This is a genomic window from Bradyrhizobium sp. F1.13.3 (genome assembly GCF_040548265.1).
In the GTDB taxonomy this organism is placed as follows: Bacteria; Pseudomonadota; Alphaproteobacteria; order Rhizobiales; family Xanthobacteraceae; genus Bradyrhizobium.
Genome location: NZ_JBEPRI010000013.1, coordinates 43,333 through 57,110, shown reverse-complemented (window position 1 = coordinate 57,110; position 13,778 = coordinate 43,333). Strand labels below are relative to the sequence as shown.

At 55.2% G+C, this 13,778-nt stretch carries 11 protein-coding genes; all 11 read right to left on the bottom strand.

What is annotated here, in order from left to right; all coding sequences use genetic code 11:
* Positions 1–152: 152 nt before the first annotated feature.
* A complete protein-coding gene (locus ABIB66_RS29695) occupies positions 153–905 on the bottom strand; it encodes a hypothetical protein (RefSeq protein ID WP_354256566.1) in 753 nt (250 codons plus the stop codon).
* Between the two features lie 10 nt (positions 906–915).
* Entirely contained in the window at positions 916–3,315 is a 2,400-nt protein-coding gene (locus ABIB66_RS29690) for a polysaccharide biosynthesis tyrosine autokinase (RefSeq protein ID WP_354256563.1), read from the bottom strand.
* Between the two features lie 117 nt (positions 3,316–3,432).
* Entirely contained in the window at positions 3,433–4,116 is a 684-nt protein-coding gene (locus tag ABIB66_RS29685; RefSeq protein ID WP_354256560.1) for a hypothetical protein, read from the bottom strand.
* An 86-nt stretch (positions 4,117–4,202) separates the two neighbouring features.
* A complete protein-coding gene (locus ABIB66_RS29680; RefSeq protein WP_354256557.1) occupies positions 4,203–5,603 on the bottom strand; it encodes an O-antigen ligase family protein in 1,401 nt (466 codons plus the stop codon).
* A gap of 63 nt (positions 5,604–5,666) precedes the next feature.
* Positions 5,667–6,650, bottom strand: coding sequence for an NAD-dependent epimerase/dehydratase family protein (locus ABIB66_RS29675; protein ID WP_354256554.1), 984 nt, complete (start codon positions 6,648–6,650; stop codon positions 5,667–5,669).
* Positions 6,651–6,654: 4 nt separating this feature from the next.
* Positions 6,655–7,728 carry an ABC transporter substrate-binding protein gene (locus ABIB66_RS29670; RefSeq protein ID WP_354256551.1) on the bottom strand — a complete coding sequence of 358 codons (1,074 nt, stop codon included), beginning with the start codon at positions 7,726–7,728 and terminating at the stop codon, positions 6,655–6,657.
* A 538-nt stretch (positions 7,729–8,266) separates the two neighbouring features.
* A complete protein-coding gene (locus ABIB66_RS29665; RefSeq protein WP_354256548.1) occupies positions 8,267–8,749 on the bottom strand; it encodes a VOC family protein in 483 nt (160 codons plus the stop codon).
* Positions 8,750–8,758: 9 nt separating this feature from the next.
* Positions 8,759–8,998, bottom strand: coding sequence for an acyl carrier protein (locus ABIB66_RS29660; RefSeq protein WP_354256545.1), 240 nt, complete (start codon positions 8,996–8,998; stop codon positions 8,759–8,761).
* Positions 8,999–9,037: 39 nt separating this feature from the next.
* On the bottom strand, positions 9,038–10,168 hold the full coding sequence (locus ABIB66_RS29655) for a hypothetical protein (RefSeq protein ID WP_354256542.1): 1,131 nt from the start codon (positions 10,166–10,168) through the stop codon (positions 9,038–9,040).
* 1 nt (position 10,169) lies between these two features.
* Entirely contained in the window at positions 10,170–11,609 is a 1,440-nt protein-coding gene (locus ABIB66_RS29650; RefSeq protein WP_354256540.1) for an MBOAT family O-acyltransferase, read from the bottom strand.
* Between the two features lie 44 nt (positions 11,610–11,653).
* Positions 11,654–13,573, bottom strand: a complete 1,920-nt coding sequence (locus tag ABIB66_RS29645) for an HAD-IIIC family phosphatase (protein ID WP_354256537.1) — start codon at positions 13,571–13,573, stop codon at positions 11,654–11,656.
* Positions 13,574–13,778 lie beyond the last annotated feature (205 nt).

The window sequence follows — 13,778 nt, the reverse complement described above, 5'->3', positions numbered from 1 at the left end:
ACTCTCGCGGGAACCGCGGTGAAGGCCACCACTCGCGAATAGCCGAGCGGCGCAAACGTCATTTCAAGTTGAACAAATCATACGCTTCCACTTCCTCCTAATCTCCGAGATCCGGGATAAGAGGATTGAGACTCTGAAGGACGACTTCAGAACTAATATGCCCAAGGTCTAAACTCTTGGGGCTCGACCCCCGGAACGTCCGCCATTAAGCCTTCGGCGCGCAACGCGCGGGCTAATCGGAGACGAAAATCCAAGCTCACCGTTCCAAGCCCGGCCAAAAGGACTTGGTGATGCCTCCACGCGGCTCCTTTGAGAATTTTCACGGCGTCGCGGATCCAGCCCGTTCGAACAATGGACACAAACTCGTTGCGGGCGCTTTCCTGAAGGTCCGGCGTAAGCGTGTCATAAATTGCCAGCACGTAGGGGCTACGAAGAGCAATCCAGCCCTCGAAGGGTGCCAACGAATAGGACAGCCGCAATGCTTCGAGGTGATTGCTAACCTGGCCACCTTGATTGATGGCGCTCCAGTATTCGATGAACCACAATAGCCCATCAGTTGGAACGCACGTGAGGGCTTCTCTCACCGAGGACCGGAGCATTGTCAGCCGCTGATCGGCAAGCCGCATGTCGAGAGAATCGACGGCGGTCTCATAGAGCCGCAGGCGGATGATCGCAGCCGCTCTAATTTCGCGTGGATTGCAGAATTTACGAGTCTCAGCGGCCGACAATGCTGCTTCGGAGACAGAATTTCGCTTGAACCCGCTGCCGGTTAACACCGCGTTGGCTGCATTATTCAGTGCGACTCCCCCATCCGAATTAGAGAGGAAGGAGACCGCCCAGCTTGCCGAGCTCAAGGCGATGAGAACGGTTGTCAATCTGCCAAAAGCATTTATGACGGCCGTCATCGTTGGCTGACTAGTCCACGTATCCGTAGCGCTTGTAGTATCGGTTGCGGTAGTAGCCTCCGCTATAGGAATCGTAGCGGCTCATCGCGGCTAAGTTCACCTTGTTTAGAACGGCGCCCAGCATGTGCTCGCGAACAAGCGGGTTTTCCCGCAAGACTCGCTCGACCACGTCGACCTTCGCTTTGGCCCACTCGACAATGAGAATATAGGAGTCGACGAGACCGCCGGTGGCGCGAACGTCGATCACAGGAGCCATAGGGCTCAAGTCCAAAATGATCCGGTCATAGTGTTCACGAAGATGCTGAAAAAGCTTCTCCATTTGCGGGGACGCCAGCAGATCACTCGAGTTCGAAAATCGAGACGCCGCCACGCAAGGAAGAAAATGCAGATTAGTTTGCGGATCGACCCAGAGCACGTCCTTCAGGTCCGCCTTGCCAAACACGACTTCAATCAATCCAGCATCGGCCGACCGTGCAAGCCGGTCGGTGAGGCTTGGGTTACGGAGGTCTCCGTCAATCAGAAGCGTACGTAGGCCACTTTGTGCCGTGGTCTGAGCCAAGGCTTCGCTAACGGTGGATTTTCCTTCATTGGGAAGAGCGGATGTGATGCCTAAGACTTTGTGTGGCGTCCCGAAGTTGCTCAAGTCGGCGGCCAATTTGATCGAGCGGAGCGCCTCCGCAAATCGGGAAAACGGCGAGTTGATCGCAAATCGTCCGACGCTGTTATCGATGGTGAGCAGCCGGTCAGAGCTGGATCGTGATTGAGCTCTCCCTCCATCCGCGCGGAGCGACTTACCCGCTGCTTCACTGGATCGCGACCATGCCTCCGCTCTGCTCCTGGACAATGGGGACCACCGTTTGACCAGATTTAAGGGCAGCCCCATTCCAGCTTCTGCCTCCGACCCGATCACCGGAATGGATGCCAAACAGTTGGTCTGAAGCAAGCGTTCGACCTGATGGACGGTGCGGAAGACGCGGTCCAGCATTTCGATGAAGACCGCCATTAAGCCCGAGAGGATGCATCCGCCGACGATACCCGCGAGGAGAACCAAAGCAGTCTTGGGGGAAGTCTTAGGCGTCGACAATTGTGAGGCCTGGGTGATGACCCTCGCTTCGGTAATCGGGAATGACTGCTGCTGGACTGATACCATGTAGAGCTGAAGGAAATTCTCCGACAGCGCGCGGGCGCTCTGCGCATTGCTCTCGAGGTCCTTCAAAACGATCTGGGCCTGGCTTGTATCATTCGAAACGGCGATCGTCTCATTCAAGCTTTTCTGGCTGGATTCTTCACGCGCCTTGGCAATTGCCAGGTCACTCTTGTAACCTTCTGCCGTGCGTCGGAGCTCATCGATAATAGAGTGCCGTATTTCGCGCATTTGATTGCGCAAATTGACCACGGCCAAATGAGTTGGACCATATCGATTGGACCAATCCGCAGCGCGGCCGGCATAATCGAGATAGGTCTGCCTCAACTTGGTGATTACGGGATTAGCCATTGAATCGTTGACAGCGCCCAAATCGTTCAGGATTACTCGCGAATCATTGTCGTCCGCGTTCAAGATCGAGGTAATGCGCTCGAGCTTGGCCTGGGCCTCGGCGCGCTTTGCGCGAGCCTCGGTCAGAGCGCTGTTGATCTCCGCCAACTGTTGCTCGGTCAGCAGACGTCCGCCTGCGTCAACGATGTTGTTTTTTGCCTTGTAATCGACCACCGTGCGTTCCGCTGCAGAAGCTTGAGCGCGGAGTTCTTTGAGCCGGTCTTGCAGCCAGACCGCCGCACGGCGCGAAGCCTGATATTTCGATTCAAGAGAATCTGTAATGTAATTCTCTGCAATGGCGTTGGCGATCCGTGCGGACAGCTCTGGCGAGGTGGACTGGTATGCTATCTCGATAACATAGCTGAGTCCGACCCGCTTGATCGTGAGCCCGCTCTGAATTCTCCCAACGGCGGCTCGCATCAGTCCATCGTCAGATGGCCTTTCCTCAGGGAATAAGCTCGAAAGCAGCTGCGATAGCCCACTCAGCAGCCCAGCGTCCTCGTGCATGAATTCCGGGGAGTCTAACAGACGCAGGTCTCGGATGACCGCGGAGGCGATCGTCTCCGATTTCAGAACTTCAACCTGACTGTCGACCATCGCCGAATCTATAGGGTTGTCTCCGCCGACCGCCGTTTGTGTTTGAAGCCCCTGCATCTTGCGGCTGTCGATCATAAGGACAGCGGTGCCGGTGTAGCGCTTGGTCGCCCCCAACAAATACGTGCCTGCAAGACTCAGGCAGACGAGCACCGTGATAATCATCACGGGATATTGCCGAGTGACGAGGCCGATGGCCGAGGAAACAGTCTGTTCCAGCGAGGCTGAATCGGTGCCTTGACTCTGTGCCGGAGAGGGAGATGAAATGCGTGTCTGAAGCATCCGACCCGTCTGTCTGATGAGCTGCGCCGCGGCAGGCCGAATAAAGGCTAGCCGCTGCGAGCGCAAATAAGCGTGAGTTTAAAGCATCACGAAGGCCAAACTGCGATGCTCCAATGCTCAGGGACAGGTCCCTGAGACCGAGCAGATGATCGTCGTGGTGTTGCTCCCGCCTGCTGATCCCGCCCCACCAACGCTCGAACTGAAATAATTCGTCGGGTTGTTAGAGACGCTGTTCGATACGAAGCTCTGGAAGGATGTCCCGGAGAATGCACCCCCGGTCGGTGTCGTCTGACCGCCAACGCCGCCGGAAGATCCTGTCGTGGCGCCTGACAGAGCTACGCTTCGGGTCGGATCGTTTCCGGTAACGGCAGCGTACTGGCCGTTTGCATCGGGCGACCCGGTCGCACCAAGGTCGCCTTGGATTTCCAGAGCGAAAGTCAGGTCGGTCGTTTTGCAAACATTCGCCGCCTTACCGAGGCCGGTGCCGATCGCTTTTTGGAGGTCGGAGGTCGATGGTCCCTTGCCGGTCAAGTCCTTGAGGACACTAAGCACCGCCGGCAGCGCCTGAGGATAGGAGGCGACGAAGGTCTGGACATCTGCCGCGATCTCTTCGGATCTGCGAGGTCCATTGGGTCCATTCAAAAGGGATGATGGATTGGTGGTAAAATTCGCCGCCTTTTGGGCAGCGTCAGCATCGTTTACGCAGGCGGCAAGGGCGGCGGCGGGAAAGTACAATGTCAGCGCGCAGAGCGCGGCCGAGAAGCCGTACTTCGAACAGGCCGAGCCTTCTGGTGCCTTCATGATCAAACCATCCACTTTGTGACCTAATTACGTGTTTTTAAAAGAAAATTAGGCAAATGTACAGTGCTGCGCAGCATCCTGTGAGGTTAGGTTAATGGCGGCTCATTGCTTGAAAAGGACTGAGCCATTCCCATGCCCAGAATGGGGCAGATGGCCAAACTAAAGCCCGGAATTTGCAGGGGAAAATCGACTTGCGAATGAACTAATGCCAACAGACCGATCCAAAAGGCTGTGGTGGGGAGAATTGCGTCCCGGTTGCGCCGTGTTATTCCGCGTCCGAGAATGAGAAGAGCCACCAACCAGCCGGCTGCTACGATCGCGGTGAAAGGGATGCCCATTTCCGAGGCAATTTCTAGGGTGGTATTATGGCCCTGTTCCCATGTGCCATAGGAAGGAAGCTCTCCGCTCCGATACGCTGGAAAGATCCAGCGAAAGGTCCCAAGTCCGGAACCGAACCATGGATACTCCTTGATGATTTCGGCCATTGACACATAGGCCTGCCAGCGTCCGGCATCAAAGAAGCCCTGGGTGCCAAATCTACGGTTGACGCTGGGCGCAAAGATCGAAATTGCACCAATAATCAATATTACGACCGCGATCGGAAAAACCCACAACAAGTGCCGCTGTTTCAATTGATTGCGGAAGTGAGTTCCGAGAGCCCCCGCCATGCAAAGCAGGGACACAACCGAACCAGCGCGCGAGCCGGTCATCATGGTCGCAGCCAGGACGACGAAACAGGCCAGCAGGTGGAGCACTGTTTGCGAAGACGCCACTCGAAGGCGAAATCTGATCTGCTCGCGCCAAGAAAGCGGAGCCGAGCTGTTGTTCATGGAGCTCGCAAAAACCAAAAACCATCCAACGCTTGCGGCTCCGAAGTACGAGGCCGCAACATTTGGATTGATGAAGGTCGCTGTCACCGCATTCAGATAATTGAATTTTTGGTGCCAAAGTAAATAGTTGGGCCAAAAGATGAACGCGAACAATCCATACACCGCGTAGGCCAGTGCTGATGCTAAAAAGGCCATCAACAGCCAACGGGCGGCACGTCTATCGCGGCCGACCAGATAGCCGCAGAGCATCGACATCCAACAAGCGATCTGTGATCCCATGGCAAAAAACGGCTGATTGCGCGCTACCGAAACAGAGCCAGTTAAATCTTGCCCCAGAATAGCCGAGGCCTGCTGCCAAATCGAAGCCGTCAACCATGCGGATGGCAGCGAAGCTGTTCCTAACTGTGCGCCAACAACAAAGGTCCAAGCCAGCGAAATTGTTGCGAAGCCGATGATGAATGAAAGGTCGCGAGAGCTTACCGGTCGCAAACTCGCCAAAAGGAGCACGGCCGACAGCAAAAGTATCCAGACTGCCACAATCCGCATGTCCATGGACGCAAATGGCAGCGGTGCGAGGGCAACGACCGCGCACAAGCCAATAGTCGCCGCGAAGCGGGCGTAGCTGAGGGCCGCATTTGCGGTGGACACACTCGTCACATTGTCTCGTGGTGCGAACGTAAGCTTTGTGGGTAGCCGATGGGAGCCCCCTCAGAAGAACGGCTAATCGAAATCCTTCAGAGTGGAATCTCGTCTCCATTCTGCGAGCGAGGCATCCATATCATAGGAAAACTTGAAACCGTTTGCGACGAGGCGTTTGGGTAGAATATTCGTGGAAAACCACAATTTCCTTACCCGTTCGCGGTTGATCCCCGTCTTTAGGCCAACGCTTTGCAGGATTTCAAACGGAAGTACTGCGAGATTCATCAACCAAATCGGAATCGTGAGCTGCGGCTGGGCATAACCAGCGACCCTCGAGAAAGAAGCGCATATCTCGCTGATGGAATGTCTGCGCTCAAAGCAGAAATTATAGATCGATACGCCTTCGTTTCGCGCCAACATGTAGCTCATCGAGCAGATGAGATCCTTGACGTAGCCACAGGATTTGATGGTGTCCGTTCTTCCTGGATAGATGAAAGCCTTTTTTTGCATCATCCGCGACAGGCGCGTGAAATTTCCGCGCTCGTAAAGTCCATAAATGACAGCGGGTCGAACAATGGTCAGCCTCCGGTTCGGTGCCCCGGATTGCCAAAGCAAATGTATTTTTTCGGCCGCAAACTTTGAGCGGCCGTAGGCGCTTACAGGCCGGGGCGTAGCGTCCTCATCAAGCGCGGCCTCGCTTGGGCCGTAGATCGAGATGGAGCTCGTAAAAACAATATCCTTGCAGCCGATTTCGTCGGCGAACCTGCAAACGTTAACCGCTCCTAGGACGTTGGTGTAGTAGTAATCGCCGTCCGGGTGACCTGGCGTGACATGAACGGCTGCAAGATTGAAGATGTCAGCGGGACTTCCGTTCGAGATGTTAGGGTCGATCGTCTCGCGCACATCGTGGTGCAGATATTCTACGCCGGCTACATGGGCTCTGGGCTGGCCGATGTCGATCGAAACGACCCGTTCATACTTCTGGGATGACACAAGGTAGGTCGTTAAGTGAGTCCCGATGAAGCCTGCTCCACCGAAAACAATAGCTTGAGTACCGTTTGACATCTGATCAGCGCTCGCTGCGATCTTGTTTGCTTGCCTCGTTGCGGTAAGCCTCTTTCAGGACCTCGTAGTCGATCGCACGGTTTAGATCGACAGGTTCTCTAATAATACGTCGGAGCAAGAGCTGTGCCTGCAAGGAGCGGAGGCGGCGCAGATCTATTTCGCCGAATCGTGTGCCGAAGGGACGCAAGAAACGGCGCTGCGCATCCATGACATGGGTTATCACAGAACGCGAAAGAGGCGGATCGATGGAGCGCGCTATGATCAAGGCAGCTCCATCCTGGTCCGCATAGGCGGCGTTCCAGCCGTCGGCAGTCGCAATCAGCAGCTTTTGGAGATTGCGTGAGCGAGCAAAGGCGCGTTCCTGGGCAAAGTAAAGCGGCCCAGCGGAATGAACGCCGTATGAATCGGGGCTGAGCGTTTGATACGTGACGTTAGATCGATCCAATTCCAGCCCCTCAATGTCGCGATGGCCCAACATCACATCTATCTTTCGATCTAACAGATCCTGCACCGGTGTCTGGCTTTCTGACAAACCCAGTTGGCTCTGCGCAAGCGAGTTCTTGCCGATGAACTCACTGAGGATGGTCGCGAATTCCGGCCCCGGCCTATATCCGATCCGCTTTCCTTCCAGATCCGAGGCGGTGTGGAGCGTGGTGCCGGGCAGAACAAAAAATTCCGCTGAACTTACCGTATAGGATGCCGCGAATGCTACGATCGGAAGCCCTTCCGACCGGGCCTTCAGAAACCCGGCAGCGGAGGCGATGCCCACGATGCTCTCGTCGGTTGCGACCGAGCGAATGGCATCGTCGTCGCCCAAGCCGGACGTCAGGTGAACGCGTAGGCCCTGGCGCAGAAATAGGCCATCAGAGATCGCCACAATTGTCCCCGCCAACGCAGGGGATATCGGGCCGTTCAATTTTAGCGTGTACTCCGCGGTAGACTTTGCAGCATGTTGAGCCTCGATTGGCGCCGGCCTCATAAATAAAGAACCAAAAACGGCCGACGCGCCGATCATGATCAAGGCAACTAGGCGGCAGATAGCAAGTGCTTTACCGGCCTTTCGGCGAGGTGTTTTCATCGGAATGTCAGCTCTTGGCGGGCCAAGCCGATCAGTTCACAAAATTTCTCAAATTTGCACATCAGGCGCTGCCCACCGGCTCGCCCGTATGCAAGCTCAATTGAGTTCACGGTATTCATACCTGAATGAGGTTGACCCCAGGGCAACACCTAAAGTTCTTTGTAACCTCTGGTAGCCTGTCAACGGGACAACAATGCAATCAGAACTTCCAGCATAGCAAACTTGAACTCTGATAGACTGCCCGCAGATATTCTCAACAAGCACGATTTGGTCGATGATTTTTGGGTTAGTGGTTTGGGGGTGAGCCGTAGGGTGTACGGAGATGCAAGCTCTGCCGTCAGTGGTCTTGTGGGTACCCGCGAACGTCCCGTTCATTGGTAGGAACGGATTGGAGGGTCGCGCAGCGATGCCGCTTCCGCCATACATCGGTGCGGAAGCCTTCCCGAGTCCTGACGTTTGGGCCTGAGCGGGCGAAGCCATGATCAGCGGTACGGCAACCAGCCATCTTGCAAACAGATATCTCGGGATGTCCGTTCGACTAAAGCTTTGGCGTTTCATAAAGACCCCTGGTTCGTCCTCTCAAATCCAGGTTTTCAGCGGTGTGCAAGATTTCGATCAGTCCAAAGCCCGAGACAAAATGAAATGAAACACTTCGGCCACCGAATAGGAGTGCAGGAGTCGGCGGGCTAACTGTCTGAATGTCGACGCCTGTGGCGGCCAATTTGTTAAGCGCGGCTTCGGCATTGGGACACGTATAACATAAATGGTAGATCATCGGCCCGTTCTTCTTGATTTGCTTGTCAATCGGGGAGGGACCGTCACCCGGCCAGATCACTTCAACATTTGGCATTGCTGGGTGGTATCGCATCGCGAGATTGACCCGTTGAAGGGGGTCAAAGACTTGATTGCCGGCCGTGTAGCCAAGCGATGCCAGATAGCGAAATGCCTCGTCAGGGGATGCGACGGCTAGACCCAGGTGATGAAAGGCAAAATTTCCCAAGTTACTCGCGGAATCGGACACCTTGATATCTCACGTCTTCTTGCGGATCAGTTCGACGAATTCGCCGACATTCTTGAGACCGCCGATTTCAGACGCTGAGAATTTTATACCAAAGGCCTTTGAGACAGCGAGCACCAGACGAATGTGAGATAGGCTATCCCAGCCATCCACGTCATCGGCTGTTGTTTCAGGTTCGAGTTCAAGGTCATCTTCGTCAAAGACCTCGCGGAATACCGTAGCAAGTTTGGAGTATATTTGAGTCTGGTCCATAATCCTACCTCGTTCGCTCTCCGAATAGCTTCCCGCTACTCAATGATGGGTTTCTGCATGAGATTGATCGGAGCCGCGTAAGGAAACACGGGCCTTTTCGGGAGGAACTCTACACATGAAGGAATTCAGGACATTTGCTAGTCGATCCGACCAAATATTAGCTAAATGTCGCTTGGCATGAACTTCATCCGAATAATCTTGCTCGTTGCTCAGATCGCTCATCGACATCGAGACAAAATTCGGTTGCCCGTCGAATTGACGTGAGATGTCCGTGAACGCTTTTTCATAACTGCGCTGGAAGGGACTTGCATCCCGATGCCAGGCCGGAATGGGAAGGTCAATTAGCACAACCCGTTCTCCTGAGCGCAGTAACGCTTCGATGCTATCGCTTAATAGCTTGGCTTGACCAAGGGAAATTTCGTCCTTTTTCCCCATAGCCTCGGTCCAATAGTCGAGAGCTTTCTTCTTGTCTCGCTCCGACATCGCGGCGATTTCTCGTTCGGCCTCGTCGCGCTGAGCAGACTTGCGGCCGGTCAGCAGCAGACTGATGCTCGTCCTGACTTCGCGGGCAATCTTCTCAATCACAAGAATTGGACGAATGACCAATACGCCAGCATCCAACCAATTTGCAGGAAGCAATGCGACAGGGCCTTCGGGCGCGCGCCGATAAAATCCGTAACGATATCTCTCAAGATCGATATCGGTCTCGCCGCGATTTCGGTCGGGGTCGGAATACTTCACGTCAGAATCGACAAACATCCCGAACCAAACGCCGATTACAAAGGTGTTGGATGGCCGATCAGCGACTCTTTGCACCTCGTGTACCAAGTCTACGACCTGCTTCATCTCGGAGATGTTAGCGCCGCCAACGGCAAGATTGCTTACCATCGCGCACGGCAATTTTGACTGAATGCTCCTTTGTATGAATCCAACTCCAGTGTTCGATGCACCCACGAGAATTGCCTTTTCACCCGCGCTGTTGAGAACGCTCCGTCCCAGGAACACGTACTTGGGAACAGTCATATATAGCGTCCGCTCGGCGTTCTGAAAATCACGCTGTGCCTCGCTTGTTGAGTCAGGGAATATGAGGAAGGAAAGCGCGCCCAGCGCAGCGTAAAGAAAGGCAAACGACACAAAGGTCAGCGCAGCCTGTCGTAGAATGTGTTTCAAATCAGAAGGCCTTGTAGACGAAATCGGGTGATTTGTGGAGCAGTGTCGTGACCACAACAATCGCCATCATCTTGCTCGCAAGAGAAAGGTTCCGGCCAATGAGACTATCACGAACCGACAAAAGAAGAGTCGGTGTAGTCAAATGCAGGACCATGCGATCGGCTATGAACCAGAACAATGCGAACGCCCCGCCGATGGCAAAGAAGCCGGCCAATATCCCGGCCAGTCCAAGTGCTCCTATCAAGCGATCGAAATCCGATAGTTCCGGTACCCATAGGCAGGTCAACGCCAGCACGAAATAGGCTATGGTGATGCCGCGAGAAAGATAGATGTAGGCGATCTGGTCGGTCAGGGCCCGGTAGCGCTTCTTGCCTAGCCGCGCGGTGCAAGCTACTTGCCAAAGCTTGTTGACGCTTGCGCCGGCGCCCATCAGGAGGCCGTAGATCACGAATACCGCGGTGGTGCCGTGCCAGATTCCCATGACAAGGAAGGTCACGAAGAACGCGAGCACGCCCAAGTAGGCCGTCAATGCGGACGATGGAAACCACGACATCAGGCGCATGAGAAGCGGGTTGAAAAGGTAGAACTTGAACCACTGCGACAATGTCATGTGCCAGCGTTGCCAAAACTCCAGGAAGGTACGGGCAGAGAAAGGCCGGTCGAAATTTTCCGGCAAGTCCTGCCCGATCAGAATGCCGCTGCCGATGACGATGTCCATATAACCGGAGAAGTTGTAGTAAAGATAAACGGTATAGAGCGAAGCGGCTGCGGCATAGAGGCCGTAAAGCTTCAGCATTGGCAAATCGCCAGCCTGGAGAAGCTGGGGCTTCAGGAACGAAAAGCCATATTCCGCCGTAGCCGCGATGATGACAAACTTCACGTAACCCGTGATGATTCGCGAGAACGCGTCGAAGACCTTGGCTGAGTCGAGGTCGTATGCGGCCAAGCCATCTGTGTTCCGAAAGTCCTGATAGCGCTGAATCGGGCCTGAAACGAAGCAGAGAAAGTTGCAGGTGTATCGGAAGAAGGCGAGCGGGTTGATTCTTTCCTCGAGGTCGCCGGAGCGCACATCCACCATAATGTGCAATATCCGAAATAGGATGTAAGACAGGCCAATCGTCAGGTAGGGAAACGGAATGTGACCCAGGTCGTCGAAGAAAGAGAACCGCTTCAGAAAGACGTAGCAACCCAGCACGCTCAAGACGCCCAGCGCCAAGGCGATCGCTGATTTCCAGACTTCGAGGACTCTTACGCAGCCATAGCCGAGGAGAAGAAACCCGAGCAGGGGTAACGCCTGAGTGGTGTCAGTTAGATAGCTGCCGATGAAGCAGGCATTGGCCAGCCCGAGTACCGCTCGCCGATAGGAAACGGACGCACTGATGTTGTAGGCAACGACTACGGACGCGAGGAACGCAAAGAACAGAGGGGATGTGAGACTCATTGCTTGGTGCCCGAAATGCGCTTCCTCTTCCGGTACGCACCGGATCAGGCAAGCTCCAGATGTGGGTAGTTGCGCTCGACCGTTATAGGCATTTCGCCAAGTTCAACATCGGCTCTCAACTGCCATCGGGTGCTTCCGTCAGCCTCTTCGCCCGTCAGAGTGAAGCCCAGCTTCTTATAGTGCTCGCGCACCATCTCATTTCGTTCGGTCGGAATGTAGACACCCTCCAAATTCGATATTCCTGCGGCGCGCGCCAGGAGCAGGATCTCCGCAAGTACCGCTTTTTCCACACCCCGTCCAAGCACCCGACAGCTCATGAGCCAACTATCGATGGTCCACCATTGCGGTCGGGAGGGTCGACAAACGACCACGCATATAATTCCGTTGTCGCCAAATTTGTCCAAGAGCCGTGCGTGCAACGTCATCACGCTGGGGTCGAGCTCGGCTTGCTCGACCTGCGTCTCGGTGTAGCGGTTCGTAGTCAGATTGAATTGGTTGCTCTTGTTGATCAACTGAGTGACGCGCGACCTCGTTGTTCGGTCGAAGCTTCCGAAGATGATCCGCATTTCGAGTGACCGTAGATACGACTGAATATCGGAGGTTTGGCCTTGCAGACTAAGGCGCCGAGCGTTGGCCTGATACATGCCGGCGCGTGAGCGATCTTCTTCCGAGAAGCTGATCGCCTCAAAATAGCCCGCCGCAGCAAGCGTGCGCGCGTAGCCCGCGGGATCGCTGTCGAGTTCAGGGACGGCGACCTCGGGGACTTCCTGCCGCACCAGACCTCGCTCAACGGGGTTGTCATCGAGAAAGACCATCGATTCGAGGCCGAGGGCGAGTTCCTTTGCGATAGCGCGGATGTTTGTTGCCTTGTCATCCCAATTCGCCTGGAAGACAGCGATATGATCTTCTTTGAGCAACATATCCGGGTGTTCCCGGAAGGGCCGACGTGCCACCTCGTCGTTATTTTTCGAGCTCACTGCAAGCACGATCCCGCGAGCCCGAAGGGCGATGGCCAATTCCTGAACCGATAGGAATGCTTCGCCCGTAGCGTCGCCTTGGGCGATCTGAATTCCCTCAAGCCCGTCGTCGCCGATCACGCCGCCCCAGACCGTGTTATCAAGATCGAGAATGAGGCACCGACGACTCTTTCCTCGCATGGCGCCGATGATCCGGCAGACGTGCTCCGCATACAGCGGCACGAACGTGTCCGAAAAAGGAAGCTTCGCAATGTTCCATTGAGTCGGTGAGTGCCAGTCGGCCAGCCCAACTGTTTCGGCGATGCCGGCTACGTCCAGAAGAAGATCGCTCGACTGAAGGACGCTTTGGGAGATCCGCCTGTTGAATTGGTCGACAATGTTCCTGGCCGTTCCCGTCAGCGCGCGATCGAAGGATCCGAACAGTCCCTCCGGCGGAGCCGCGATCGTCTGCAGGATGCACACTGCGCCGCTATTCTGGGAGATTGCGGAGCGGATCGAATCCAGCAGATCGAATGCGCCGTTAACGGATTGAACGGCAGCCTGCTCGTTGCCAGGAGCCGGCTGAAGTGCGAGGCCGCGATGGTCGAGAGCAACAAGAACGGCGTCTGGTCGTGCCTGGTTGAGTGGGGAGTCCGGTTGCAAGGCGTCTTGCAGGAACTGATCGTAGGCGCCCGTGATACATTCGAGCGAGAAGCCATGACGTGCGGCCGTCGCGATCAGGACGGGGACGATGAGATCGAGCGTGCCGTTTCCAATCAAGCCCAGCCGGAACGGAGCCAATGGTTGCAGGGAGTATCCCTGCTTGCGGATTGAAACGATGGTTCGTCCCAACCGCGAGAGCTGCTGCTCGTTGAGGGCGTGGGTCGCCAGAAAGCGGATCTGCTTTCCGAGGTCGACGCCGGCCGTCGCGAGCGCCTTGCAGCGGAGCGAGTAATCTTCAGGAGGTCTTGGAAGCCAAGACAATTCTCGGTACTGTTCTACGGACACGCTCGATTCCCGCTTGATTTACCAGCGAATTCAATGAATTTGCCGTATCCGATCCGACCTCGAAGATCCAGCTGATATTCTATGCACGATGTTCGAAAATAATTCGACAGTTTTATGGCTTGGCCTTGTCATCTGCAGGTGACAGGATGGACCTACATGGAAAATGTGCTGAAAGCGGTCGGCTTCGAGCACGAGTTCGGATTAA